Annotated in this window: 19 protein-coding genes; 11 read left to right on the top strand and 8 right to left on the bottom strand. The window is 47.1% G+C overall.

What is annotated here, in order from left to right:
* Positions 1–103: 103 nt before the first annotated feature.
* Complete coding sequence (gene lipA / locus ACO1NU_RS15525; RefSeq protein ID WP_448819411.1) at positions 104–988, top strand: lipoyl synthase; 885 nt, start codon at positions 104–106, stop codon at positions 986–988.
* Here the strand turns inward: lipA and ACO1NU_RS15530 are convergent.
* The 3 genes from ACO1NU_RS15530 to ACO1NU_RS15540 form a co-directional block, all read right to left on the bottom strand.
* Positions 976–2,469 (bottom strand): NAD(P)H-hydrate dehydratase, encoded by a 1,494-nt coding sequence (locus ACO1NU_RS15530; protein ID WP_448819412.1) that lies wholly within the window; start codon positions 2,467–2,469, stop codon positions 976–978. The genes lipA and ACO1NU_RS15530 overlap by 13 nt on opposite strands.
* Before the next feature lie 6 nt (positions 2,470–2,475).
* Positions 2,476–5,319, bottom strand: a complete 2,844-nt coding sequence (gene uvrA / locus ACO1NU_RS15535; protein WP_448819413.1) for an excinuclease ABC subunit UvrA — start codon at positions 5,317–5,319, stop codon at positions 2,476–2,478.
* A gap of 150 nt (positions 5,320–5,469) precedes the next feature.
* Complete coding sequence (locus tag ACO1NU_RS15540) at positions 5,470–6,309, bottom strand: lytic transglycosylase domain-containing protein (protein WP_448819414.1); 840 nt, start codon at positions 6,307–6,309, stop codon at positions 5,470–5,472.
* 212 nt (positions 6,310–6,521) lie between these two features.
* Between ACO1NU_RS15540 and ACO1NU_RS15545 the strand changes: the two genes are divergently transcribed.
* Together ACO1NU_RS15545 and ACO1NU_RS15550 are read left to right on the top strand one after the other, a co-directional pair.
* Complete coding sequence (locus tag ACO1NU_RS15545) at positions 6,522–8,006, top strand: pseudouridine synthase (RefSeq protein ID WP_448819415.1); 1,485 nt, start codon at positions 6,522–6,524, stop codon at positions 8,004–8,006.
* Positions 8,007–8,089: 83 nt separating this feature from the next.
* Positions 8,090–9,208: a lactonase family protein gene (locus ACO1NU_RS15550; RefSeq protein WP_448819416.1), complete on the top strand. Its 1,119-nt coding sequence runs from the start codon at positions 8,090–8,092 to the stop codon at positions 9,206–9,208.
* Positions 9,209–9,236: 28 nt separating this feature from the next.
* Here the strand turns inward: ACO1NU_RS15550 and bshA are convergent, their stop codons facing one another.
* Together bshA and ACO1NU_RS15560 are read right to left on the bottom strand one after the other, a co-directional pair.
* Positions 9,237–10,373, bottom strand: coding sequence for an N-acetyl-alpha-D-glucosaminyl L-malate synthase BshA (gene bshA / locus ACO1NU_RS15555; protein WP_448819417.1), 1,137 nt, complete (start codon positions 10,371–10,373; stop codon positions 9,237–9,239).
* A 65-nt stretch (positions 10,374–10,438) separates the two neighbouring features.
* Complete coding sequence (locus tag ACO1NU_RS15560; RefSeq protein ID WP_448819418.1) at positions 10,439–12,259, bottom strand: serine hydrolase domain-containing protein; 1,821 nt, start codon at positions 12,257–12,259, stop codon at positions 10,439–10,441.
* A gap of 378 nt (positions 12,260–12,637) precedes the next feature.
* Between ACO1NU_RS15560 and mutL the strand changes: the two genes are divergently transcribed.
* The 6 genes from mutL to ACO1NU_RS15590 are packed head-to-tail and all read left to right on the top strand — an operon-like array spanning position 12,638 to position 19,598.
* Positions 12,638–14,488: a DNA mismatch repair endonuclease MutL gene (mutL, locus tag ACO1NU_RS15565; protein ID WP_448819419.1), complete on the top strand. Its 1,851-nt coding sequence runs from the start codon at positions 12,638–12,640 to the stop codon at positions 14,486–14,488.
* 21 nt (positions 14,489–14,509) lie between these two features.
* Positions 14,510–15,235, top strand: a complete 726-nt coding sequence (locus ACO1NU_RS15570; protein ID WP_448819420.1) for a rhomboid family intramembrane serine protease — start codon at positions 14,510–14,512, stop codon at positions 15,233–15,235.
* On the top strand, positions 15,232–16,086 hold the full coding sequence (locus tag ACO1NU_RS15575) for a rhomboid family intramembrane serine protease (RefSeq protein ID WP_448819421.1): 855 nt from the start codon (positions 15,232–15,234) through the stop codon (positions 16,084–16,086). Before ACO1NU_RS15570 ends, ACO1NU_RS15575 begins: the two co-directional genes overlap by 4 nt.
* Positions 16,087–16,130: 44 nt before the next feature.
* Entirely contained in the window at positions 16,131–17,210 is a 1,080-nt protein-coding gene (locus tag ACO1NU_RS15580; RefSeq protein ID WP_448819422.1) for an endonuclease/exonuclease/phosphatase family protein, read from the top strand.
* Positions 17,211–17,236: 26 nt separating this feature from the next.
* Complete coding sequence (gene cysS / locus ACO1NU_RS15585; protein ID WP_448819423.1) at positions 17,237–18,697, top strand: cysteine--tRNA ligase; 1,461 nt, start codon at positions 17,237–17,239, stop codon at positions 18,695–18,697.
* A 46-nt stretch (positions 18,698–18,743) separates the two neighbouring features.
* Entirely contained in the window at positions 18,744–19,598 is an 855-nt protein-coding gene (locus ACO1NU_RS15590) for a hypothetical protein (protein WP_448819424.1), read from the top strand.
* Positions 19,599–19,700: 102 nt separating this feature from the next.
* Here ACO1NU_RS15590 and ACO1NU_RS15595 read toward each other — a convergent pair whose 3' ends face one another.
* The 3 genes from ACO1NU_RS15595 to ACO1NU_RS15605 all read right to left on the bottom strand — a co-directional run bounded on the left by ACO1NU_RS15595 (position 19,701) and on the right by ACO1NU_RS15605 (position 23,302).
* On the bottom strand, positions 19,701–20,858 hold the full coding sequence (locus ACO1NU_RS15595; protein ID WP_448819425.1) for an iron-containing alcohol dehydrogenase: 1,158 nt from the start codon (positions 20,856–20,858) through the stop codon (positions 19,701–19,703).
* 113 nt (positions 20,859–20,971) lie between these two features.
* Positions 20,972–21,934, bottom strand: a complete 963-nt coding sequence (locus ACO1NU_RS15600) for an AAA family ATPase (RefSeq protein ID WP_448819426.1) — start codon at positions 21,932–21,934, stop codon at positions 20,972–20,974.
* Positions 21,935–23,302 carry a foldase protein PrsA gene (locus ACO1NU_RS15605; protein ID WP_448819427.1) on the bottom strand — a complete coding sequence of 456 codons (1,368 nt, stop codon included), beginning with the start codon at positions 23,300–23,302 and terminating at the stop codon, positions 21,935–21,937. It abuts the gene before it with no gap.
* Between the two features lie 223 nt (positions 23,303–23,525).
* On the opposite strand from ACO1NU_RS15605, the gene ACO1NU_RS15610 reads away from it, so the two are divergent.
* Positions 23,526–24,014, top strand: a complete 489-nt coding sequence (locus ACO1NU_RS15610) for a hypothetical protein (RefSeq protein WP_448819428.1) — start codon at positions 23,526–23,528, stop codon at positions 24,012–24,014.
* A complete protein-coding gene (gene rdgB, locus ACO1NU_RS15615) occupies positions 24,014–24,589 on the top strand; it encodes an RdgB/HAM1 family non-canonical purine NTP pyrophosphatase (RefSeq protein WP_448819429.1) in 576 nt (191 codons plus the stop codon). Before ACO1NU_RS15610 ends, rdgB begins: the two co-directional genes overlap by 1 nt.
* Position 24,590: the final 1 nt, after the last annotated feature.

The raw sequence follows: 24,590 nt of genomic DNA on the forward strand, positions 1-24,590 counted from the left end.
ACCGAATGAACTACGGTTCCGCAGCCTACTTATATCTAAGTAGAGTGTCATATTCTACCTCCCTGTATCTAATATCTTAGATCTAATTAATTACCTTTGTACTATGATTGAATTGCCGGTAATACCTGCCAACCAGGCTCAGCGCAGACCAAATTGGCTAAGGGTGAAACTACCCGTGGGAAAAGAGTATGCAAATGTAAGAGGTTTAGTGGATACCCATAAGCTTCACACGATCTGCGAAAGCGGTAATTGCCCGAATATGGGCGAATGCTGGGGAGCAGGTACTGCTACATTCATGATCCTGGGTAATATTTGCACGCGCTCCTGTTCATTCTGCGCGGTGGCTACAGGCCGGCCGCTTGCGGTTGATCTGGATGAGCCTAACCGCGTAGCGAACTCAATCAGACTCATGAGCGTCAAACATGCGGTAATCACATCGGTAGATCGTGATGATCTGAAAGATGGTGGTTCTACCATCTGGGCAGAAACCATTCGTGCTATCCGCAGAGAAAGTCCGGAAACAACCATGGAAACGCTTATTCCCGACTTCAGAGGTATCTGGGATAACTTGTACCGCGTTTGTGAAGAACGCCCTGAAGTAGTTTCGCATAATATTGAAACGGTAAGACGCCTGACTCGCGAAGTTCGTATTCAGGCGAAATACGACCGGAGTATGGAAGCCCTGAAACGCATATCTGAATTTGGCTTGCGCACCAAATCGGGCATCATGCTGGGTCTTGGAGAAACAGAATCAGACGTGATCGAGACCATGCAGGATCTTGCTGACACAGGCGTTCACATCCTTACTCTGGGGCAGTATCTTCAGCCTACTAAAAACCATCATCCGGTAATCGACTGGATCCACCCGGACCAGTTTGCTAAATACAAAGAAATCGGTCAGGATATGGGATTCAAGTATGTGGAAAGCGGACCGCTGGTACGTTCTTCCTACCACGCTGAAAAACATCTTTTTGATCAGGTAAGGTAATCTGCAATCTTTGAAGGCAGCTTCTGCAGCAATGCAGAGGCTGGAATCACATAGTCGTGTGTATGATCGGCAACTGCGCCGTGGATATATACGCCTGCAATGGCGGCGTCTTCAGGCTTGTAGCCCTGCGCCAGGAAAGAGGTGATGACTCCTGTGAGCACGTCGCCCATGCCTCCGCTGGCCATAGCGGGACTGCCCGTCGGATTAAAAAGGCATCTCCCATCCGGTAAGAAAATCATCGTATAGCGATTCTTAAGAACGATAGTACATCCCAGCGTAGTGGCGCGGTCGCGACCACTTTCAAGACGCTCCCACCATGACTTATGCTCACCGAACAGCCTGTCGAACTCCTTCATGTGGGGAGTCAGTATGGATCCTTCGGGGATAAGCTGAACCAGCTCATAATTATCAGCTATCAGGTTGAGGGCATCCGCATCAAAAACAATCGGCCTGGAATAGCTGCGCATTACTTTGGTAAGCAGACGGAGACTTTTGTCGCCTGTGCCCAGCCCCGGACCAATACCCAATGCACTATATTTTTCTACCTTGATCTCGGGATCCTGATCTGCCTTGCGGATGAGCGCCATGATCTCGGGCGAGCGACTATTCAGCGCATTCAGCCCTTCTTCGGGAATGCAGGCGGTGGTGAGTCCCGCTCCGGTATACAGGCAGGCTTCGGCACTCAAGAGTGCTGCACCCATCGTTTCGGGCGATCCCGCGACGAGCAGCGCATGTCCGTAAGTACCTTTATGAGAAAAGTTGCTCCTCTTCTTCAGCCTGCAAACAATGTCTTCTTTCTGTATGAGCTTATAGGGCGATTCGAGGTTCTGCAGATAAGCCTCTTCCAGACCGATGTCGACTACCCGGAACTCTTCCATGAAGCTGGCCGAATCAGGCAAGAGGAAGTTGATCTTCGGCCGCTGAAAGGTAATGGCCAGCTTGGCGCGGACAACCAGGTCATTGGCATTCAGGGGGCCTTCGCCTCTGAAACCTGTCGGCATATCTACAGCAACCACCTTCTTCTGCCATGAATTGATCTTGGTAACCAGCTCTGCCCACTTGCCGCTGAGCGGCTTGTTAAGGCCCGAACCCAGCATCGCATCAATAAGAAGCACCGCCGGCTCCTCCCCCAGCTCGGAGGGATCACGGATCTCCTGAACCGGGATCTTGCAGGAACGGAGTGCCTCCAGGTTTGCCTGGAAATCAGCGCTGCTCTTCTCGGTAAAGCGGATAATCCTGACATGGATATCCCGATACCCCTCTTCATGAAGCAGGCGTGCAATGGCCAAACCATCCCCGCCGTTATTTCCTGTGCCGCAGTAAACGGCGAACGTATTGAACTTCTCTGAATACACGCTCATGAAAGCCTGAACAAAAGCTTTACTTGCTTTCTCCATCAGCTCCAGCGAACTGATCTTTGTTGCTTCGATGGTATGCGCATCTGTGGCGCGCATTTGCTCTGTATTGAGAAGGTTCTCCATAAGGATTTAACGTTTCATTTCCAGTTTTAAGAATTGTCCCGTAAAGCTCTTTTTCACTTTGATCAGGTCTTCCGGTGTTCCTTCAAAGAGGATCTGACCTCCGCCGGCACCACCTTCGGGACCAAGGTCGATGACCCAGTCGGCCACTTTCACCACATCCAGGTTGTGTTCGATGACCAGGATGGTGTTTCCATGATCAACCAGGCGATTCAATACGCCCAGCAGTACATTGATATCTTCAAAATGGAGACCGGTAGTAGGTTCATCCAGTATATAGAATGTCTTACCTGTGTCTTTCTTAGAGAGCTCCGTTGCGAGTTTCACGCGCTGCGCTTCTCCGCCCGACAGGGTTGTGGATGACTGGCCAAGCTTGATATAGCCCAGACCCACATCAAACAGGGTTTTTATCTTCCGGTGGATAGAGGGGATCGGTTCAAAGAATTCTACCGCCTCCTCAATGCTCATATCGAGCACATCGCTGATCGACTTGCCCTTATAACGGACTTCAAGCGTTTCGCGGTTATAGCGGCGACCGTTGCACTCTTCGCAGGGCACCTGCACATCGGGAAGAAAGTTCATTTCGATGATCTTCATTCCCGCACCCTGACAAGTTTCGCATCTACCGCCTTTTACGTTGAACGAGAAGCGACCCGGCTTATACCCTCTGATCTTTGCTTCGGGCAGGCCTACGAACAAGTTACGGATATCGGAGAACACCCCGGTGTACGTAGAAGGATTCGACCTCGGCGTACGGCCAATCGGTGTCTGGTCGATCTCGATCACCTTATCTATATGTTCCAGGCCTTCTATCGCCTTATACGGCATCGGTGTTTTCTTCGCTCTGAAGAAATGCTTGTTTAATATAGGATATAGAGTCTCGGCAATGAGACTGGACTTGCCGCTTCCGGATACGCCCGTTACGCAGATCAGCTTCCCGAGAGGGAACGATGTGGTGACGTTGCGCAGGTTATTTCCGGTGGCATTCCTGAGGATCAGTTGTTCGCCGGTGCCTTTGCGTCGCTCTGCGGGTATGGCAATTTCTTTTTCGCCGCTCAGGTAGGCATTGGTCAGCGTCTTAGCATGCTTCACTTCGGCAGGAGTTCCCTGGGCAACGACCTGGCCGCCGTGAACACCGGCTGCAGGGCCCATATCGATCACATAATCTGCTTCCAGGATCATATCCTTATCATGCTCCACCACCAGGACGGAGTTACCAATATCACGCAGATTCTTCAATGCGGAGATCAGACGGGCGTTATCGCGCTGATGCAGACCGATGCTCGGCTCATCTAATATATAAAGTACATTGACCAGCTGAGACCCGATCTGAGTTGCCAGGCGGATACGCTGTGCCTCTCCACCCGAAAGCGTCTTGGCTGTTCTGTTCAAAGTGAGGTAATTCAAACCCACATCGAGCAGAAAACCGAGTCGCGAGCGGATTTCCTTCAGGATCTCCTTCGCGATGACGCTCTGCCGCTCATTGAGTTTCGACTCTACCTCATCAAACCATTTCGACAGGCTGTGGATATCCATGGAGGCCAGCTCGAAGATGTTCTTTTCGCCTACTTTAAAATGCAGGGATTCCCTCTTCAGGCGTGCACCGTGACAAACCGGACATACCTTCAGAACGCGAAACTCTTCCAGATCTTTAGGCATATCTTCCACCTTCTTTTCTGCCTGCTCTTCCAGCATTTTGATGATGCCATCAAACGTGACCTGATAATTCTGGACGTTCCACTTATTATATTGTACGGGAACAGTCAGCAGCTCATCAGAGCCGTTTAGAATAATATCCAGAATTTCTTTCGGCAGCTTCTCAATAGGTTCGGTTAAAGAAAACTCCTTTTTTTTGGAAAGGGCTTTCAGAATCTGAAAGATCCAGGTTTCCTGATATTCCCCAAGGGGAGCCAGGCCTCCCTTCATAATGCTGAGTTTCGGATTAGGAATCACGGAAGCCTGATCGATCTCGTAGATGGAGCCCAGGCCGCTGCACTTTTCGCATGCACCGTAAGGCGAGTTAAACGAGAACGTGTTTGGCTGTGGTTCGTCATAAGAGATCCCGGATTCAGGATCCATCAGGAACTTACTGAAGAAAAATTCATTGTTCTCCTGATCGGCTATCTTGATAATGCCTTTGGCTATTTTGAGGGCTGACTGTATGGAGCTGTAAAGGCGCTTGGAGTCCTTTTCTGATACGTTGAGCCGGTCAATCACCATCTCGATATCGTGAATGCGATAGCGGTCAAGCTGCATCTTCGGCGTCAGGTCGACGATCTCGCCATCCACACGCACTTTAAGGTAGCCCTGTTTGCGAATCTGTTCGAAAAGCTCACGGTAATGCCCCTTACGTCCTTTAACTACGGGTGCCAGGATGTTAACTGCTTTTCCGTCGAACTGGCTCAATATATTACGGAGCATCTGATCTTCAGACATACGCTCCATTTTTTTACCTGTAGCGTAGGAATAAGCGTCGGCTGTTCTTGCAAAAAGAAGACGCATGAAGTCATAGATCTCCGTGATGGTACCTACTGTAGAACGTGGATTTTTGGATGTGGTCTTTTGCTCGATAGCAATGACGGGACTTAGTCCGGAAATCTTATCGACGTCGGGGCGCTCCATGCCTCCCAGGAACTGCCGGGAATAGGCGCTGAAGGTTTCCATGTAACGTCTCTGACCTTCAGCATATATGGTATCAAAGGCCAGCGATGATTTTCCGCTTCCACTGAGTCCGGTAATGACGACCAGCTGATTCCTTGGAAAGGAAACGTCAATATTTTTGAGGTTGTGAACCCTGGCTCCATAAACCTCTACTTCACTTTGCTCGCCAAGATCTGGTGTGCTTTTATCCATTAATTTGTATCTCTTGAAATATTGACGATAAAGATCGGGTAATAGTCTGTAAAATACAGTCCCCTTTGTAATTTAGAAGCGAAGGCCATGACGCATATTTCTCCCCAGAAGTTAGCATCAGAACCTTCGCTCTAAAAAATTAACAAAGATCTAAAGGTCTTGTTTCCGAAGAAGATTAAGTGCGTCGATAGCATTCCGTTCTGTCACGGGATCGATCACGGTGTTCTTGTGCTGTTCTGCGTCGCGCGCTAACAGGCTTTCACCTCTTCTTGCAAACCCATACTTGATGGGATTTTCGATCACTTCTTTCATAGAAGCGAGTTTGTAGACATAAGAACCGGTTTCACGGTTTAACTTCAGCCTGAAATAATTGTCGTGTCCCTGGACCGCAATTTGTCTCTTCAAACTATTTTCTCCTACATTATAAGCAGCAGCAACCAGCGTCCAGCTACCAAATTCCTTGTAGAGATCTCTCAGATACTTGGCGGCAGCAATGGTCGACTTCTTCATGTTCTGTCTGTCATCGCGGCTGCGGTTAACCACTAAGCCGTAACTCCTTGCTGTTTGCGGCATAAACTGCCAGTAACCAGATGCGCCTTTGGGAGATGTTCCTCCATTGAGGCCGCTTTCTACGAGAGGAAGATATTTAAAATCATCCGGAATGCCGTACTTTTCAAGTATCGGCTCAATCACAGGGAACCAGCGTGCAGCTTTGTGGTGCAGGCGGTTTGTCTGAATATGCTCATAACTACTGGCTTTCAAATACTTGCTCATTCTCTGGGAAACCTTAACGTGCTGTACAGGTATTTCCTCACTGGCAAACTCAAAAGAGATGACAGGAGATGAGTCTTTTTCGTCGCGGGGAGAAGGGACATCCACTTTTTGTGGAAACGAATTAACGTGTGTTACTGAAGTTTTGCTGATACCAACTTTTGCTAAAACGGTGATCAGAACCACTGCAAAACACGCGATCAAATGTTTCTTAATCATGCGTTCCTTACTATGTTTATTATTAAAAAGATTACAAAGGTACATAATATATATCTAATACACAAGCACTTATGTTTTAGACCCTAAAAACCAGCCTGTTATTGCCGCAATATTCCCCCATTTAGGCCAAATTAATTAGCAAACACAACTGGGATTTTATTGTTAAATTTTGACTAACTTTGCCCCCCATTTAAAGAGGTTAGCAGTATAACATGCCAAATAGTAACAATCGGAAAAGTCGCGAGGACAAGTCCTTCAATAACAACCGTTTTGACGCAAGTTCAAAGAACGATCGTCAGGACAGGTCAAACACAGAAAACAAGAAAAGGTTTGACGGAGACCGTAAGAAGTCATTCGGAGACCGCCCTTCCAGGTCGGAAAGACCATCATCTGATGAAAGAGGTCAGGAGCGCCGTACAGGCGGTGAACGCCCTTTCGCACGCAAACCATTCCAACAAGATTCAAGAGAAAAAGGCCGTGATTTCAAATCCGGCGGAGAACGCTCATCTGACAGGAGATCATTCGGAGGCGACAAGAGAGAGGGATTTTCAGGAGGACGCCCGCAGGGTGACCGTCCGTTTGAAAAGAAGCCTTTTGAAAGACGCCCATCTGGCGACGACAGAAGATCAGGTGGCGCAGGTGGAAGAACCCAGAGTGACCGCCCTTATGAAAAGAAGAGCTTCGGAAGCGACAGAAGATCATTTGGTGACGATAGCAAAAGAGAAAGAAGACCATACAGTGAGGACAGAAAGCCGTTTGGTGACGACAGCAAGAGGGAAAGAAAACCATATAGCGAAGACAGAAAGCCAGGAAGACCGGCTGGAAGGCCAGCATCTGACCGCCCTTACGAAAGAAAGCCTTTCCGTGCGGACGATAGAAGGTCTGGTGGCGAGAACAGAAACTGGACTTCGGAAGAGCACGTTGGAAAGCCTAATCTGCGTCAGCGTAGAAAAACGACTGCAGCACCATCGGGCAATCCGGAGCTTATCCGTCTAAACCGATACATCGCGAATGCGGGTATCTGCTCACGCAGAAAGGCTGATGAGCTGATCGAAGCAGGTGTGATCACGGTAAACGGTGAGAGCATCAATGAACTTGGACATAAGATCAATCCGATGACAGACGTGATCCGTTACAACGGTGAAACGCTGAAGCGTGAAAAGATGACCTATGTGTTGTTGAACAAGCCGAAAGATTATATCACGACTACAGAAGATCCGCAGGAACGTAAAACCGTTATGCACCTGGTAGAAAAGGCGTCTAAAGAGCGTATCTACCCGATCGGAAGATTAGACAGAAACACGACTGGTCTGTTGTTGATGACTAATGACGGGGATCTTGCTGAAAAGCTTTCTCATCCACGTAATAACATCACCAAGATCTATCAGGTGGAGTTAAACAAGAGCTTAAGTCAGGGAGACCTGAATAAGATCGCCTTTGGTTTGGAGCTGGAAGACGGCGTGATCAAAGTTGACGAGATCAGCTACGTAGCAGGAGCAAGCAAGAAAGAAGTCGGCGTTCAGATACATAGCGGAAAGAACCGCATCGTTAGAAGGATATTCGAACACCTCGGCTATGAAGTGGTAAAACTTGACAGGGTGGTATATGCCAACCTGACTAAGAAAGACTTAGGAAGAGGCCGATGGAGATATCTGGAGGAAAAAGAAATCATCCAGTTGAAACATCTGATCAAATAATAAACAAGAAAACCCCGGAAGATTTCGGGGTTTTCTTGTTTATAGGGAGATGAAGTCGTTATCTTAGCGAATAAGCATCATCAATGAAAACAACTATCCTCATCCTCCTTATGGCATCACTTACAGCTGGCACCACTTATGCACAAAAAAGAAATCTTCTTATTGGCACCTATACGAACGGTGGGAAGAGTGAAGGCATATATGTGTATGAATTTGACAGTCAGACAGGAAAGGCTGCCTATAAAAACAAGGCAACGGGTGTAAGTAATCCATCTTATCTGGATATCAGCCGGGATGGAAAGTTCGTGTATGCCGCGAATGAAAATAAAGAGGGAAGTATCAGCGCGTTTTCCTTTGATGCCGCTACAGGGGCTTTGAAGTTTCTCAACAGCAAGACTTCGCATGGAAGTTCCCCCTGCTATATAGATGTTGACAAGAACCGCAAGTTTGTGTTCGCCGCGAACTACGGACAGGGAAATCTGGTCGCCTATCCGGTCAACAAAGACGGCTCACTGGCAGATCAGGCTCAGGTTATCCAGCATACGGGCAGCAGCACCGATAAATCGCGTCAGGCAGCACCGCATGTTCATTCCACAATCCTTTCTCCCGATGAGAAGTACCTGCTCGTGAGTGATCTGGGCACTGATAAGATCTCCACGTATGCGTTCAATGATAAAAATACAAGAGAACCTCTGACACCAGCCTATCCGGCCTTTGTTTTTGCTGCACCGGGAAGCGGACCGAGACATCTCGATTTCCATCCGAACAAACGCTTTGTTTATGCCCTGATGGAAATGACGGGGGATGTCATCGTCTATTCGTATAACAAGGGAGTGCTGAGTACCATTCAGACCATCCCGATGCTGGCTCCCGACTTTAAGGGCGCCACGGGCGCAGCAGACATACACGTGTCTCCGGACGGAAGGTTTGTGTATGCATCAAACCGGGGTGATGCTAACGATATTTCGATCTTCGCGGTTGACGCCGCTACAGGGCGTCTGACACTAACCGGGCGCCAGTCAACATTAGGCAAAGGACCGCGAAACTTCACGCTGGATCCGGAAGGACGCTTCCTGCTGGTAGCTAATCAGAACAGCAACCATGTAGTCATATTCAAAAGAGATATCCAGACAGGCCTATTAACGGACACAGGGGAGCGGATTGACGTAGGTCAACCGGTTTGCCTGCAGATACAAAAATAAAAGAGGGAAAACCCTATTTTTGCTTGTTTTATGCGTTCTGGCTGTTCTTCAGTACCTGTTCGTAGTATTTCTCGTATACAGGAAGGATAAAGCTCAGGTCGAATTCTTTGGCTCTCGCTAAAGCATTGGCTTTGAATTCAGCGAGACGCTCTCTGTCTTCAAGAATGTAGATAGCGTTTCTGGCCATGTCGTCCACATCGCCTACATTGCTCATGAAGCCTGTTATTCCCTGCAGATTCAACTCCGGCAATCCTCCTGCGTTGGAAGAGATCACGGGCACCTGACAAGCCATGGCTTCCAGTGCAGCTAATCCAAAGCTCTCCGACTCAGAAGGCATCAGGAAGAGATCGGCAACTGAGAGGATTTCTTCTACAGCTTCCTGCTTACCCAGATATCTGACATTATCGCATATTCCCAGCTCCCGGCATAATCGCTCGCAATTGGCGCGATCAGGACCATCTCCTACCATCAGGAGTTTAGAAGGAATGGTTTCAAGAACTTTCTTAAAAACACGAACGACATCTTTGGCTCTTTTCACCTTCCGGAAATTGGAAGTATGCACCAGGATGAGCTCATTATTGGGTGCTATTGCCTTTTTAAAATGATCTTTCCGTTTCTGGCTGAAGCGTGTAAGATCAATGAAGTTTGGAATAACCTGTATATTGTTGGTGATCTCGAAGTGATCGTATGTATCCTTACGAAGATGTTCAGATACTGCCGTTACGCCGTCAGACTTGTTGATAGAAAAGGTTACAACCGGCTTGAAGGTCACATCCTTCCCTACGAGGGTGATGTCAGTACCATGCAAGGTGGTGACGACAGGAATATTGATGCCGTAAGTAGCCAGAATCTGCTTGGCCATGAATGCAGCCGAAGCATGAGGAATAGCGTAATGCACGTGCAGCAGGTCGAGTTTTTCGAAGCGCACCACATCTACCAGCTTACTCGCCAGAACGAGCTCGTATGGTGGATAATCAAATAGTGGGTACTGAGAGACCGATACTTCGTGATAGAATAGATTTTCTGAGAAAAAGTCGAGTCTTGCGGGCTGACTGTAAGTGATAAAGTGGACCTGATGTCCGTTATCTGCCAGCGCCTTACCAAGTTCGGTAGCCACTACTCCGCTTCCGCCAAATGTCGGATAGCATACGATTCCAATTTTCATGCTGCAAAATAAAAGGAAAAAGATGAAGATATTGTTTGGCTTCGGTAAATTAAATGGCGGCCGGACTACAAAACAGCTTTATTAATGGCCTGATAAATGGCATCCTGAATCTTCGGTCTTACGCGCAGGCTGCTCAGCTTATTTGCGGGTTGCTCATACAGGCGGTTGGACAGGAAAATGTAGATCAGCTTGCTCCTGGGATCTACCCATACGCAGGTGCCGGTAAATCCAGTATGGCCATACGTTTGCGGTGAGGCCAGGGATGAAGGATAGCGGTTAGCAGGATCGGGATCCCAGCGGTCGAAACCCAGTCCCCTTCTGCTGACATCGCTCTGTCTGCTGGTAAACATATCAATCGTAGAAGGTTGAAAGTACTGTTTTCCTCCGTAGATACCTCCGTTTAACATCATCTGGAACAAGATGGCCAGGTCGTTTGCTGAAGAGAATAACCCTGCATGACCGGCCACGCCGCCAGCAAGAGCTGCACCCTGATCATGAACATAACCTTCGAGCAGGGTCTTCCTGAAATAGTTATCGTTCTCGGTAGGTACAATATCGGCTTTGCTGAAACGAATACGGGGAGTAAAGCCTGCGTACTTCATACCCAACGGTTTGTAAAATTCATTCAGGACATACTTGTCGAGAGGTTGAGCTGTTTGCGTTTCGATGATCTCCTTCATGAAATACATGCTCAGATCACTATACTCGTATTTCCCGGAGGGACGTAGCCCGCTGTTTAACATCCGGGGCAGCATCACATCGTTATAGTAGTTGCGTCTGACATAATAGTTGTCTGCCACCTTGACCGAATAGACCTCGGAAGAATCCCTGCTATAATCGCCGGGTTTAATCGAATTCTGGAAAGGGATATAGGGTACGAGTCCCGCCTGATGCAGCATCAGATTACGCACGGGAATGAAGCTTTTGTTGGTTTCTCTCGCCTGTGGCACGTAGTAGCCCATGGTAGAATCCAGCTGGAGCTTATTCTGCTCATAAAGTCGCATGGACGCCATAGTGGTAGCTGCAATCTTGGTAACGGAGGCGAGATCGAAAATATCATCGACGCGCGTCTCGCGGGTTCTTCCATAGGTATGTGATCCGTAGGCTTTATCAAATATCACACGTCCGTCTTTTACCACCATCACGACGGCACCTGGGGTGACGCGCTGGGCGATCGCTGATCTGACAATGTTATCGATAGGCTTCTCCAGATCATCGGAACTTATTCCCAGCTCTTCGGGAACGGTATAAGCTAGTCGGATGGCCGCGGTCTGGAAGCCATCCCCTGCTTTAAAGGCAGGAGAGACAGTCGACTGAAGTTTTGCACTGGCTCTGGTACCACCGAAAATAAGCTGGGCAGTGAAGCTGGCAGAAGCCGGCGAATCTGCCGCGGACCAGATCAGGGGAGCCTTGAGGCTGTCGAGACGGCCCAGGGCAGCTGCATTTCCATAAAGCACAATGATCAGTTGCTTGCTGCGTTCCATGTCCTTCAAAAAGGCGCGGGTACTTTCCTTGCTCATTGCGTCATCGCTAAGCTGGACGATCACCGAGCTGTATAGCTTAAGGTCTGCACTGAGTGCATTCAGATTGGGCTCTGCCTGATAGGCTTCGGCAGAAAAGCGATCCACCCTGGTGTATTTATTCACGATGCTGTCAAACATCATTGCGTTTTGGGAGCCGATGTTTACACTGGCAAATCGTTTATTATCCAGTTCGATGAGAGGAATCTGAGAAGAATCGTTACGCAGCAGGACGGTAGACCCGCTACTTGCCTTCATCTGCTCCAACCAGGTCAGCGATGGGTTGTGACAGGAAGATGCAAAGGAACTCAGAGTAAATAAGAGGGCGAGGAGAGACACAGAGGAGTATAGACAGTATTTGAACATAGTACCTTACAATTAGCGTTGTTTGTGAGCCGAACGCTCATCATGCTTCATAGATTATGAATTAAACGAATTTTTTGGAAATAATTGCCTTAAAAACAAGAAAGCCCGGGGGTTTCCCGGGCATGGTTAGTTTGAGTGTTTTTTTTCCCATCTCAAAGGCAGCTCGGCTTCTGGCCAGCTTACGAGGCAAGCCATTTTTTTTGAATTCTAAAGCTGAGTGATTAACTAAATATTAGTTGTTGATTAAGAGTTTGTAAACATGAAAGTCTGAAAAATAAATGAACAATACAAATATTACTTTACATTTTGTAAAATGAACGATACGCAGATGAGAAGAACGATGCTGGTTTATTTTGATTATTTTTGCGTTTAGAAATTATGTCTGATATTATACAGCTTTTACCAGATTCCGTTGCAAATCAAATAGCGGCGGGCGAGGTGGTACAGAGACCTTCATCGGCGGTCAAGGAACTTGTTGAGAATTCGATAGATGCGGGAGCCGGAAAAATCCAGTTGATCATTAAGGATGCGGGTAAGTCCCTCATTCAAGTCATTGACGATGGATGCGGCATGAGTATTACAGATGCCCGGATGTGCTTTGAGCGGCATGCAACATCGAAAATCCGGAAGGCGGCTGATCTTTTCGCTATCCGCACGATGGGCTTTCGTGGTGAGGCAATGGCCTCTATTGCGGCCATCTCGCAAGTAGAACTGAAGACCCGCCGTCACGAAGACGAGCTGGGAACCCATATCTGCATTGAAGGATCAGAGATCGTGAAGCAGGAGCCGGTGTCGTGCAGTGCGGGAACAAGCATCAGCATAAAGAACCTTTTCTTTAACACCCCGGCAAGACGCAATTTCCTGAAAGGGAATTCTGTAGAATTGCGCCATATCATTGATGAGTTTCAACGCATTGCGCTGGCTCATCCGGAAATCTACCTGACACTCCACCATGATGGGAACGAAATGTTCCATCTTCCAAAAGCCAGTCTTAAACAGCGGATCGTCCATTTATTTGGAAATGCCTACAATAAAAAGCTTGTCCCCATTGAAGAGGATACCAGCATCATCACGGTGAAGGGCTTTATCGGGAAACCGGAATTTGCGCGCAAGACCAGGGGTGAACAGTTTTTCTTTGTCAATAAGCGCTTCATCAAGGACCCTTACCTGAACCACGCTGTGGTTACGGCCTATGAGGAGCTGCTTTCGGAAGAGAGTTTCCCACTGTATGTGCTGTTTATTGATATCGACCCGGCAAAGATCGACATCAATGTACACCCTACGAAGACGGAGATCAAATACCAGGATGAAAAGGCTTTATATGCGATTATTCGCTCGGCAGTAAAGCGTTCCCTGGGACAATATAACATCACGCCTACCCTTGACTTTGATCAGGAGACAGGATTCAGTCACATGATCACCCACAAGGCACCGGAGGAGATTGTACCTCCTCAGATCACCTTTAATCCGGACTTCAACCCTTTTCAGTCTGACAAAAAAGTTGGAAGATCGACTTCATACTTCAGAAGTCTAGGCGAAGACCAGGATGAGGTGAGCAAGAACTGGGGTTCTTTGTATGAGATTGTTGATCAGGCGCGTGACAAGCAGCAGCAAACGATACTTGATATCGAAGATGCGGAGACAACGCAGATCAAAAAAGAGGGCAGGCACTTCTTCCAGCTTCATAACAGGCTGATTATATCGCCAATCAAGTCAGGCTTCATGCTGATCGATCAGCAGGCTGCCCATGAGAGGATTCTGTACGAGCGCTTCCTGCAAGAGTTGGAAAACCGTCAGGGCGCGAGTCAGCAGAGTCTGTTCCCACAGACAGTGACATTGAATGCAGCGGACTTCGAGCTGGTAAAAGACCTGCTTCCGGACATCCAGTCGCTGGGCTTCCAGATCAGGGAGTTCGGGAAGAACACGGTGATTGTGGAGGGGATACCGGCCGACATCAGTGCGAATGTGAGTGAGGTGGAGATGCTTGAGCATCTTATTGAAGGATTTAAAAACAATTTAACCCTGTTGCGTTTGGATAAACGGGATAACCTGGCTCGTACACTCGCACGTAATGCTGCTTTAAAGGCAGGAACGCGGCTATCTCAGGAAGAAATGAACAACCTGATCGATCAGCTGTTCGCTTGTGAAAGACCTAACTCCTCTCTTACAGGCAAACCGGTGATCATTAAATACTCCATTGAGGAGCTTTTACAGAGATTTGAAAAATAGAACCTTACGTTTAGGAACCGAATGAACAGTTACAGACAGTCACCTTTTGCCAATATATCACCCGTTGTTAAAAATCTTCTGATCATTAACGGCATCTTCTATCTTGCTACGATGCTGTTCATGAAAAATGGCCAGTCGCAGCTGATTCCTCTTCTCGGCGTATTCTATTTTGATTCTGAACTATTCAGGGCCTGGCAACCGGTGACGTACATGTTCATGCACAGCGACCAATCTATTGCGCATATCATGTTTAACATGTTTGCGCTCTATAGCTTTGGTTCGGCACTGGAGTATATCATGGGATCGAAGAGGTTCCTGAACTTCTATCTGATTACGGGTCTGGGCGCCCTGGCACTGCAGATGGCGATACAGGCTTTTGAGGTCCACGCTATTGTAGGCAGCTTTACCATAGACGACATACGTACCTTTCAGTTTCAGAGCCAGGAAGATATGCGTACAGTCGCTTCTATTTACCTGACCCCCATGGTAGGAGCTTCAGGCGCTATATTCGGTGTGCTTGTGGCATTCGGCTTGCTTTTCCCCAATGCTGAATTATTTTTATTATTTATTCCCGTTCCAATAAAAGCTAAGTATATTATTCCCGTTTATGTCGTTATAGAATTATTCCTGGGTGTAGGGCAATTTTCAGGTGACTCTGTCGCGCACTTTGCACATCTCGGGGGAGCATTGTTTGGTTTTATCTTAATAAAATATTGGAGGATTAACCGTCCCGGAGGTTTTTTATGAAAAAATCGGTCGTCAGCGAAATCTGGTACAAGGTGGCTCAGTCAGGAAGCCGCATGAACATGTTTATAGGAATCAACACCGCCGTGTTCGTGCTTGTTGGTTTTATCTCTGTTGCCGAATGGTTATTTACCCGCAATACGGCGACCGCAAACCTCATTAAAGAGTATATTTCTGTACCCGCCTATCTTCCTGAGTTATTGTATAAGTTCTGGACTCCGCTGACATATATGTTCGGGCATGAGGGTGTGTTTCACTTCATCTTCAATATGCTCTGGCTGTATTGGTTCGGACGGATATTTGAGGATTTCCTGACAGCCAGGCAGCTTACGTTTACCTATATCAGCGGGGGACTTATGGGTGCGCTGCTGTTCATTGCTTTCTATAATATTTTTCCGGCTTTCAGCGACAGCGTTGCGACAGCCTCTTTGATTGGTGCTTCGGCCAGTGTGATGGCTATCGTGGTTGCAACGGCTACCTTATTGCCCGATTACAGCATCCGCTTGCTTTTGTTCGGAAATGTGAAGCTGAAGTTCCTGGTGATCGCGTTCATCGTGCTCGACATTATCGGTATTGCCGGGCTGAATGCGGGTGGTATGATTGCCCACCTGGGAGGTGCATTGATGGGATTTATCTTCATCAAACAACTACAAAGCGGGAACGATTGGAGTAAGATCTTTGCTAAAAAGAAGAAGCTGAAGGTTGCTGCTACAAATTACAATCATAAGGTTCCCGCCGGGCTTCCGGACCAGGAAGTGATTGACAATATTCTCGATAAGATCTCAAGATCGGGATATGACAGCTTGAGCCGCAAAGAAAAAGAAGAATTATTCAAAGCGAGCAATAAGGAATGAGGAGAAAAAAAAGGGGGAAAGGATTAGGGCTAGGGCGGAGATCAATGCTGTATATAAACATCGCATTTGTCGTCCTAATGCTTCTCAGCTACCTTTCTTCTGTTGCGGACCCCTCGTACTTATGGCCGGTAGCATTCTTCGGTCTTGCATACCCTTTCCTTCTGTTCATCCATGTCCTGTTCATTCTTTTCTGGATTCTCAGCAGGCCGGTATTTGCGCTTATTTCTTTAGCTACGATATTGATTGGCTGGAAGTTCCTGACCTTGACAATCGGTTTCCGGGAGTCGCAGGCTATTGAGGTGCCCAAGTCCTCAAAGGACATGATCAGGATCATGACCTGGAACGTGCATGAATTCAAACCGTTTGGCAGTAAAGCTGACAGACCCGTGCGAGATGCGATGCTGGAGATTATCAGAAATGAAAAGCCTGATATTCTGTGCATGCAGGAGTATTATTCGAAGCGGCGGGGCGAGTCGAACATCAAAAAGATGATCACCGAGATCATGGAGGCCGAACATTACCATGTACGGGAGGATTTTGGCAATCCCTGGGAGCTGAAAGGGATGGTGATCTTTTCGAAAATCCCGTTTGCAGATACAGGCTCTGTGGTTTTCCCGAACTCGTCGGGAAATAATGAAGCCATCTACGCCGACTTTGTACATGAGAAAAAGAAGTTCAGAGTGTATAATGTGCATCTCCAGTCGATCAACTTCAAACCGGAAGACTACAAGTACATTAAGACGATCAAGGAAGAGATCAATACGGATGTACAGTCATCCAGGCGAATCGGGAGCAGGTTGAAGCGTGCTTTCATCAAGAGAAGCAAGCAGGTTACCTTTTTGTCGGAACATATTAAGGCCTATTCGGGTCCCGTTATCATTGCGGGAGATTTCAATGACACCCCTGCGTCCTTTGCAGTAAATAAACTATCTTCGGGAATGAAGAACGCCTTCCGCGAGAAAGGAAGTGGTTTCGGAATCACCTATAACGGCGAATTCCCAAACTTCCAGATCGACTATATTCTGGCGTCGAATGACTTCGAAGTGAAGAGTTATCTCACTGTTAATAAAAAACTATCTGATCATTACCCTGTTAGAAGTGATCTGGAATTCAGGACGCCTTAGAACATACAATTTATTAAGTTTGCACAATGAATAACAACCTCGTTGTTTATAATACATTAACAAGAAAAAAGGAGCCTTTTGAGCCATTGAATGCCCCATTTGTGGGGATGTATGTTTGCGGACCGACTGTGTACAGTGATGTACATCTTGGCAATTGCCGCACGTTCGTTTCTTTCGATTTAATATACAGGTACTTAAGCCATCTTAAATACAAGGTCAGGTATGTGCGGAACATCACCGATGCCGGACACCTGGAAGGCGACCGGGATGAGGGAGATGACAAGTTCTCGAAGAAGGCGCGTCTGGAGCAGATTGAGCCGATGGAAATCGTTCAGCGCTATACCATTGGGTTCCACGATGTAATGAGGGTGTTCAACACCTTACCTCCGAATATAGAGCCTACAGCTACGGGGCATATCGCTGAGCAAATTGAGATGGTGAAGGAAATCCTGGCCAACGGCTTTGCTTATGAAGTAAACGGTACTGTTTATTTCGATGTGGAAAAGTACAGCAAGGACCATAATTATACTATACTGACCAACCGGAATATCGATGAGCTAATTGCAAACAGTCGCGATCTGGGAGGTCAGGATGAGAAGAGGGGAAGACTTGATTTTGCCTTGTGGATCAAAGCAAAGCCTGAGCACATCATGCGCTGGCCATCTCCCTGGGGATGGGGATTCCCTGGATGGCATATTGAGTGCTCGGCAATGAGCAGCAAGTACCTTGGTGATACCTTTGACATTCATGGTGGTGGAATGGATCTCGCCGCAACTCACCACACCAACGAGATTGCACAATCAAAAGCATGCAATCATAAAGAACCTGCAAAGTACTGGATGCATACCAATATGCTGACTGTAAATGGCACCCGTATGTCGAAGTCGGCAGGCAATGGCTTCCTTCCGCATGAGCTTTTCACAGGTAACCATCCTTTGCTGACGAGGGGATTTTCGCCCATGACAGTAAGGTTCTTTATGCTACAGGCACATTACCGGAGCACCCTTGACTTCTCCAATGAAGCGCTTGAAGCATCTGATAAGGGATTTAAAAGGCTCATGAATGCATGTGCTTTACTGCCTAAGCTAAAGGTATCAGACAAGTCTGATTTTGACATCCAGCAGATATCACAGCGGTGCTATGATGCCATGAACGATGATTTCAACAGCCCAGTTGCTATCGCTGAGCTTTTTGAAGTTGCGAGGGTCATCAACAGCGTCCATGACGGTAAAGCAAGCATCACACAGGCGGATCTGGAAGCCTTAAATTCTTTGATCAACAACTTCGTGTATGATGTGCTCGGATTGAAGGAAGAAACCGCTCAAACTGATGAAATCGGTCCGCTTATTGACTTTGTGATCAACCTACGTCTGCAGGCACGCGCGTCAAAAGACTATGCGACATCAGACAGGATCAGAAATGGCTTACTTGATCTCGGCATTCAGTTAAAAGATAATAAGGAAGGTACTTCCTGGAGCAAGCTATAGGTATTATCGGCCTTGCTGCGCCAATTCAAATCAAACATCTTATTTAATGAAATTCGCTTTATCTATTATTTACTTCCTGGCACTGGGAGTGCCTGTGTTTTCGCAGACTCCGGAAGGTGTGGACCAGGTCATTGCAGCTGAGAACTATTTCAATCTCAAAGTGGAAGAGAAGGGTCTTAAAAAGGCTTTCCTCTCCGTTTCTGACGATTACACTATTGCATTCAGGCCAGGGCCAATGGCTGCGAAGAAGTTCTACAAAGAGCAACCAGACAGCATCGGGTATCTGAAACTGGAGCCCGTTCTCGCTAAGATATCGAAGAGCGATGACTGGGGATTTTCAGCGGGGCCTTACGTTTTCAAACAGAGCCTGGACGCTTCTCAATCCTTCTACGGAACCTATCTGTCTGTGTGGAAGAAGAACAAACGCGGCGTCTGGAGGCTGGCAATGGATGCGGGGGTAGCGCACAAGAAGCCGACGAAGAAACTTAAAAATAAGTTTGTAACGCCGACAGACAGAGACTATATACATCAGAAATCAGATAAGCGCCTGCAGCAAAGAGAGGATATCGTTCTCAGCTCTGACAAACTGATGTCTACGATCATGAAAGCAGACAATCGTATTGCGCAGACGGAATTTCTGACGGATGATAGCTGGTTGCTGTTTCCGGGATATGAGCCCATGACGGATAAAAAGGCCATTATGGCTTTCTGGAAAGACAAGGGATATAAGGCACTAACCTATCCGATTAAGGCCGACAGGGCGCTTAGCGGCGAGATTGCCTATACGTATGGAACAGCTACCATTCTGGCGAAAAAATATAATTACATCCGCGTTTGGGAAGTTCAACCTACACATAAGTGGAATGTCATTGCAGAGGTGTTTACTGAAGAACTCCCTTAGTTTAAGCACGGGGAAGTAAACCTGAGAAATAAAAAAGTCCTGCAGCAAGCTGCAGGACTACACAACACCAAATTCCGGGCGTTAAAGGCGGGCAAACTTCAACTAGCCCCGGAAAGCCTTCATATAAATAGCCTGAATATCGGCTACGGTCACTTCTCTTGGGTTACCACCTGTACATACGTCGGCAAATGCCTGAATGGAAAGGCGCTCCGCATCCTCCGGATTAAAGGATGTATCTTTTAGCAATGGTATATTCAGCTTTACAGCCATTTCTTTTAATGCATCTATGGCTTCGTTCTTGGCTTCTGTAAGGGAAAGGCCATCTACGTTTCTGCCGAGTGCCTGAGCGATGTTCTTGAACTTCTCTTCGCAAACGACAGAGTTATATTCTTCGACATAAGGGAGCAGAAGTGCATTGGCAACGCCATGTGGCAGATCATATTCTGAGCCAAGCTGGTGCGCCATTGAATGGACGATTCCGAGGCCTGCGTTTGAGAAGGAAAGACCAGCGATATAAGACGCCCAGGCCATCTTGGAACGAGCTTCCAGGTTCTTGCCATCTTTCACTGCATCTTCCAGACTTTCGCCGATCAGGCGGATGGCTTCCAGTGAAAGCGTGTCAGATAAACGGAACGAGCCTTTGGTTATATAACTTTCGATGGCGTGAGTCAGCGCATCCATACCTGTTGCAGCTGTAAGGCCGGCAGGTTTATCAAGCATGAGTTCAGGATCATTAACTGCTACGGTAGCCAGACAGTTCGGGTCTACTATAACCATTTTGATTTTTCTCTCTTCGTCAGTAATGACATAGTTGATGGTAACTTCAGAAGCGGTACCTGCTGTTGTGTTGACAGCCAGGATAGGTACAGACTTCTTCTGAGATTTGCCGATACCTTCGTAATCAGGCACCTTACCCCCATTAGTTTCCAGGATACCGATTGCTTTGGCAGCATCTTGAGGAGATCCTCCACCAATGGATAAAATACCATCGCAGGCTGAAGACTTGTACAAGTCCAGTCCGCTGTATACATTCTGAGTTGTTGGGTTAGGTTTTACGTCATCAAAGATCACGTAATCGATTTGAGCAGCTTCCAAAACATCTGTCACCTTCTTTACCACACCAAGAGACCGTAACATTTTATCTGTTACCACAAACAGCTTTTTAAGTTCTAGCTTTTTGATTTCGACAGCAATCTCTTTGACTGCGCCCGGGCCAATAAGGTTTATAGCCGGAAAGTAAATTCTTCTGAAAGGTTCCATACAATACCGAATGATTAGATATGCGTTTATGACAAATCTAAGTCCGAGGCCAGCGTTTAAAAATGATGGCTGTTACTTAATGGGATGACATGTGGCATGTCGTACGAGTAGCCTTAGAAGAGGCTTCTGATAATATCGTCTGCGCTGAGGCCCTCGGCTTCTGCCTTGTAGTTGCGAACGATACGGTGTCTCAGTATCTGGAGCGCTACGGCCTGCACATCTTCCACGTCGGGAGCATACTTGCCGTTGATTGCAGCATGACACTTGGCGCCGAGCACGAGGTATTGAGAGGCCCGTGGTCCCGCACCCCAATTGAGGTATTTGTTTACTCCGGGAGTTGCAAGCTCCGTATTTGGTCTGGTCTTAGCTGAGAGACTAACCGCATATTCGAGGACATGATCGGTGATGGGCACATTCCGGACCAGCCTCTGAAAGTAGAGGATCTGTTCTGCTGTGAGAATCTTATGCAGCTGTGGGCGACTATTACCTGTCGTGTTCTTCACGACTTCAATTTCATCCCTGAACGAAGGATACGACAGGGTGACGTTGAACATAAAGCGGTCGAGTTGTGCTTCAGGCAAGGGGTATGTTCCCTCCTGTTCGATCGGGTTTTGGGTAGCGAGAACGAAGAAGGGATCAGGCAAGGGGTAGCTCTTACCTCCCACCGTAATAATCTTCTCCTGCATCGCTTCCAGAAGGGCGGCCTGGGTCTTTGGCGGAGTCCGGTTGATTTCATCCGCCAGAATAATGTTCGAAAATACCGGCCCTTTCAGGAATTTGAAAGAGCGGTCTTCCCCAAGAATCTCAGACCCGACGATGTCTGATGGCATCAGGTCGGGTGTAAATTGTACTCTATTGTAGCTCAGGTCGAGAACCTGGGCAATGGTATTGACGAGCAAAGTCTTAGCTAACCCGGGAACCCCGATCAGCAGACAATGACCGTTGCTTAGTATGGAGATCAGTACTGCTTTTACGACCTCCTCCTGTCCGATGATAACACTAGAGATCTCTTTGCTTACCTTTTTATACGATAAGCATAAAGCATCTAATCCTTCTACATCAGACGTGTAATTCATTTAGTTTACCTGTGCTGTTTCGGTAGGTAACCACATTTTCAGGCTCTCGCAAGTCTGGAACTCTGGGTCGATCTTGATATAAGTAGACAATCTGCGTTTCTCGAACCAAGAGCTTACTTCACGTTGTACCTTATCCTCGTAGGCGATTTCCTTGATTTTAGGGAAGTCCTGATTCAGGTTCGCTACATGAGGGTCTGTTTTGGATTTCAGATAAACGAAGCGATAGCCTTTTTTACCGTCACGAGAGGTAAACTCATAAGGTTTTGAATAGGATCCCACTTTCATGGTATCTATCGCAAAGAAGACAGTTGGGTCAAGCTTATCTGTAGGGATGTACGTTGTTCTTGATGAAACATTCTCTGCATTCAGCATCATTCCGCCGTTGTACTTCGTATCGTTATTATCTGAATACATTGACGCGGCTGTTGAGAACGGGAGCTTTTTGCTTACAACATTCTCATAGATACTATCGATAGCGGTCTTGGTACGTGCCAGACTTTCAGAAGGAGCGTCCATTTTAATCAGAATATGGCGTGCACGAACCTGTTCGCCACGGCGTTCCATAACTTGCAGAAAGTGAAAGCCAAAGTCTGTTTCAAATACCGGGGAGAGCTCATTCGCTTTCAGCTTAAAGGCAAGAGCGGTAAACTCCTTTACCATTGCCGTTCTGTCAAAGAAGCCCAGGTCTCCACCTTCTGGTGCTGATCCTGGATCCTGAGAGTAAAGTCTTGCCAGTGTGGCAAAATCTTCACCCCCTTTGATTCGCAGACGAAGAGCTTCCGCTTTATCTTTGAAACGTTCTTTCTCTGCCTTAGTCAGCTTGGGATATAAAACGATCTCACCCACTTCTACTTCGGTAGGGTATTCAGGGAGACTGTCTTTAGGGATTGCCTCGAAGAACCGCTTAACTTCAAGTGGAGTAATACCGATATTCTCGGTTATTTTCGCATGCATACGGTTTGCAACAAGCTGCTCCTTTACATCAGGGCGAATCTCATCTTTATACTGAAGCACAGAACGGTTCAGGAACTGTTCCAAACGCTCCTGTCCCCCGGCTCTCTGAATAAATGCACGCATTCGTCTGTCGACTTCATTGGTTACCTCGTCATCGGTAACGGTTACTGAGTCGATTACAGCTTGCTGAGAAAGCAGCTTCTGGGTAAGCATCTGCTGCAAAACACCACACTTCACCGCCTCATTCTGCGGATTACCCTGCAGAATGTAGTTGGCATATTCACGTTCAATATCAGACTGCAAAATGATATTATCACCTACGACAGCTGCTATTTTATTGACTGTAATGTTTTGTGCGAAAGCCAGGTTGAAAGATGCGAATAGAAAAAAGAGTATCCCTACGGTTTGTTTCATTATGTTTATGTACGTTATAGCGTTTCAGACTTGGTCTGTAACCGAATATGCAGTGTATTTCAAAAGACAATTGTGCAAAACTAACGATATAATCTTCATTTACTGAAGAAATTATTTGATTTACACCTTCATAAAGGTAAACTTAATTTCGGCTATCCCGGAGGCGGCATTGCTGATTTAACTATTTTTAACAAAGGATTAGTACTTTTGATCAATGAGTGAAATGAAAGCATCCGATGCGGTGGCACTTCAGTACCTAATGACTGAAGATATCTATCTGATCAATGAAGAAGAGCTATCCACATCCTCCGGTGAACGTACCGAAGACGGCCCTGCATTTGATTACCTCGGCGAGAACAATAAGTTCATGCTGCTACTAATACAGGAAGACGGTCATCCTAACCTCCGTTCGAATGAACTGGAGGCCCTGGCAAACATTCTGGGGGCAAAAAGGATGAGCCTGAAGGACGTAGCCATCGTCAATCAAAGAAAATACAGCTCTTCTACCTGGAAAGAGTTCAAGGACTATTTTGCCTGCAGCAGCATAGTCCTTTTTGGAATTGACCCCACCGAGATCAAGATCAGGACGTTACCAAAGAACGCAATAACAGAATTGGAAGGAATGCAGGTACTTTTCACCTACAGCTTCGCTGAGATGCTGAACAATACCGACAAGAAGAGGGAATTCTGGAATCAAATGAAAAAACTTTAATGAGAGCTTTAGTATTCGCAACCAATAACAAGCATAAGCTGGAAGAAGTACAGGCATTGATTGGCGATAAGTTCCAATTGAAAACGCTCGGCGAGATCGGCTGCCTGGATGAGATCCCGGAAACGGGAACAACCTTCAGAGAAAATGCTTCGCAAAAAAGCCATTATATCTGGGACCGATTTAACATGAACTGCTTCTCTGATGATTCAGGACTGGAAGTGGATGCACTGAATGGCGAACCCGGAGTGTATTCGGCGCACTATTCAGGATCAAGAGATTGGGAAGAGAACCTGCAGTTGGTCCTGGATAAGATGACAGGGATGAAGGACCGTTCTGCGCGCTTCAAATGTATTATATCCATCATCCTCGATGGAAATGAGCACTTCTTTGAAGGCACTGTTGAAGGCGAAATAACTGAGAGCCGATCAGGTTCAGCAGGCTTTGGCTATGATCCGATCTTTAAGCCTCAGGGATATGAAGTTTCATTTGCAGAAATGTCTGCGGAAGAAAAAAACCGGATCAGTCACCGGGCTCAGGCAGTTAGCAAGCTTGTTGAGTTCCTGAATAAACAATAAA

The sequence above is a fragment of the Arcticibacter sp. genome, assembly GCF_053551015.1.

What these genes read in the sequence shown, in the direction of transcription:
- cysS (WP_448819423.1), top strand. Translation starts at nt 17,237, where the DNA reads ATGAATAACAACCTCGTTGTTTATAATACATTAACAAGAAAAAAGGAG.
- ACO1NU_RS15580 (WP_448819422.1), top strand. Translation starts at nt 16,131, where the DNA reads ATGCTGTATATAAACATCGCATTTGTCGTCCTAATGCTTCTCAGCTAC.
- ACO1NU_RS15610 (WP_448819428.1), top strand. Translation starts at nt 23,526, where the DNA reads ATGAAAGCATCCGATGCGGTGGCACTTCAGTACCTAATGACTGAAGAT.
- ACO1NU_RS15570 (WP_448819420.1), top strand. Translation starts at nt 14,510, where the DNA reads ATGAACAGTTACAGACAGTCACCTTTTGCCAATATATCACCCGTTGTT.
- ACO1NU_RS15590 (WP_448819424.1), top strand. Translation starts at nt 18,744, where the DNA reads ATGAAATTCGCTTTATCTATTATTTACTTCCTGGCACTGGGAGTGCCT.
- ACO1NU_RS15595 (WP_448819425.1), bottom strand. Translation starts at nt 20,858, where the DNA reads ATGGAACCTTTCAGAAGAATTTACTTTCCGGCTATAAACCTTATTGGC.
- ACO1NU_RS15540 (WP_448819414.1), bottom strand. Translation starts at nt 6,309, where the DNA reads ATGATTAAGAAACATTTGATCGCGTGTTTTGCAGTGGTTCTGATCACC.
- ACO1NU_RS15560 (WP_448819418.1), bottom strand. Translation starts at nt 12,259, where the DNA reads ATGTTCAAATACTGTCTATACTCCTCTGTGTCTCTCCTCGCCCTCTTA.
- ACO1NU_RS15550 (WP_448819416.1), top strand. Translation starts at nt 8,090, where the DNA reads ATGAAAACAACTATCCTCATCCTCCTTATGGCATCACTTACAGCTGGC.
- bshA (WP_448819417.1), bottom strand. Translation starts at nt 10,373, where the DNA reads ATGAAAATTGGAATCGTATGCTATCCGACATTTGGCGGAAGCGGAGTA.
- rdgB (WP_448819429.1), top strand. Translation starts at nt 24,014, where the DNA reads ATGAGAGCTTTAGTATTCGCAACCAATAACAAGCATAAGCTGGAAGAA.
- mutL (WP_448819419.1), top strand. Translation starts at nt 12,638, where the DNA reads ATGTCTGATATTATACAGCTTTTACCAGATTCCGTTGCAAATCAAATA.
- ACO1NU_RS15575 (WP_448819421.1), top strand. Translation starts at nt 15,232, where the DNA reads ATGAAAAAATCGGTCGTCAGCGAAATCTGGTACAAGGTGGCTCAGTCA.
- uvrA (WP_448819413.1), bottom strand. Translation starts at nt 5,319, where the DNA reads ATGGATAAAAGCACACCAGATCTTGGCGAGCAAAGTGAAGTAGAGGTT.
- lipA (WP_448819411.1), top strand. Translation starts at nt 104, where the DNA reads ATGATTGAATTGCCGGTAATACCTGCCAACCAGGCTCAGCGCAGACCA.
- ACO1NU_RS15530 (WP_448819412.1), bottom strand. Translation starts at nt 2,469, where the DNA reads ATGGAGAACCTTCTCAATACAGAGCAAATGCGCGCCACAGATGCGCAT.
- ACO1NU_RS15600 (WP_448819426.1), bottom strand. Translation starts at nt 21,934, where the DNA reads ATGAATTACACGTCTGATGTAGAAGGATTAGATGCTTTATGCTTATCG.
- ACO1NU_RS15605 (WP_448819427.1), bottom strand. Translation starts at nt 23,302, where the DNA reads ATGAAACAAACCGTAGGGATACTCTTTTTTCTATTCGCATCTTTCAAC.
- ACO1NU_RS15545 (WP_448819415.1), top strand. Translation starts at nt 6,522, where the DNA reads ATGCCAAATAGTAACAATCGGAAAAGTCGCGAGGACAAGTCCTTCAAT.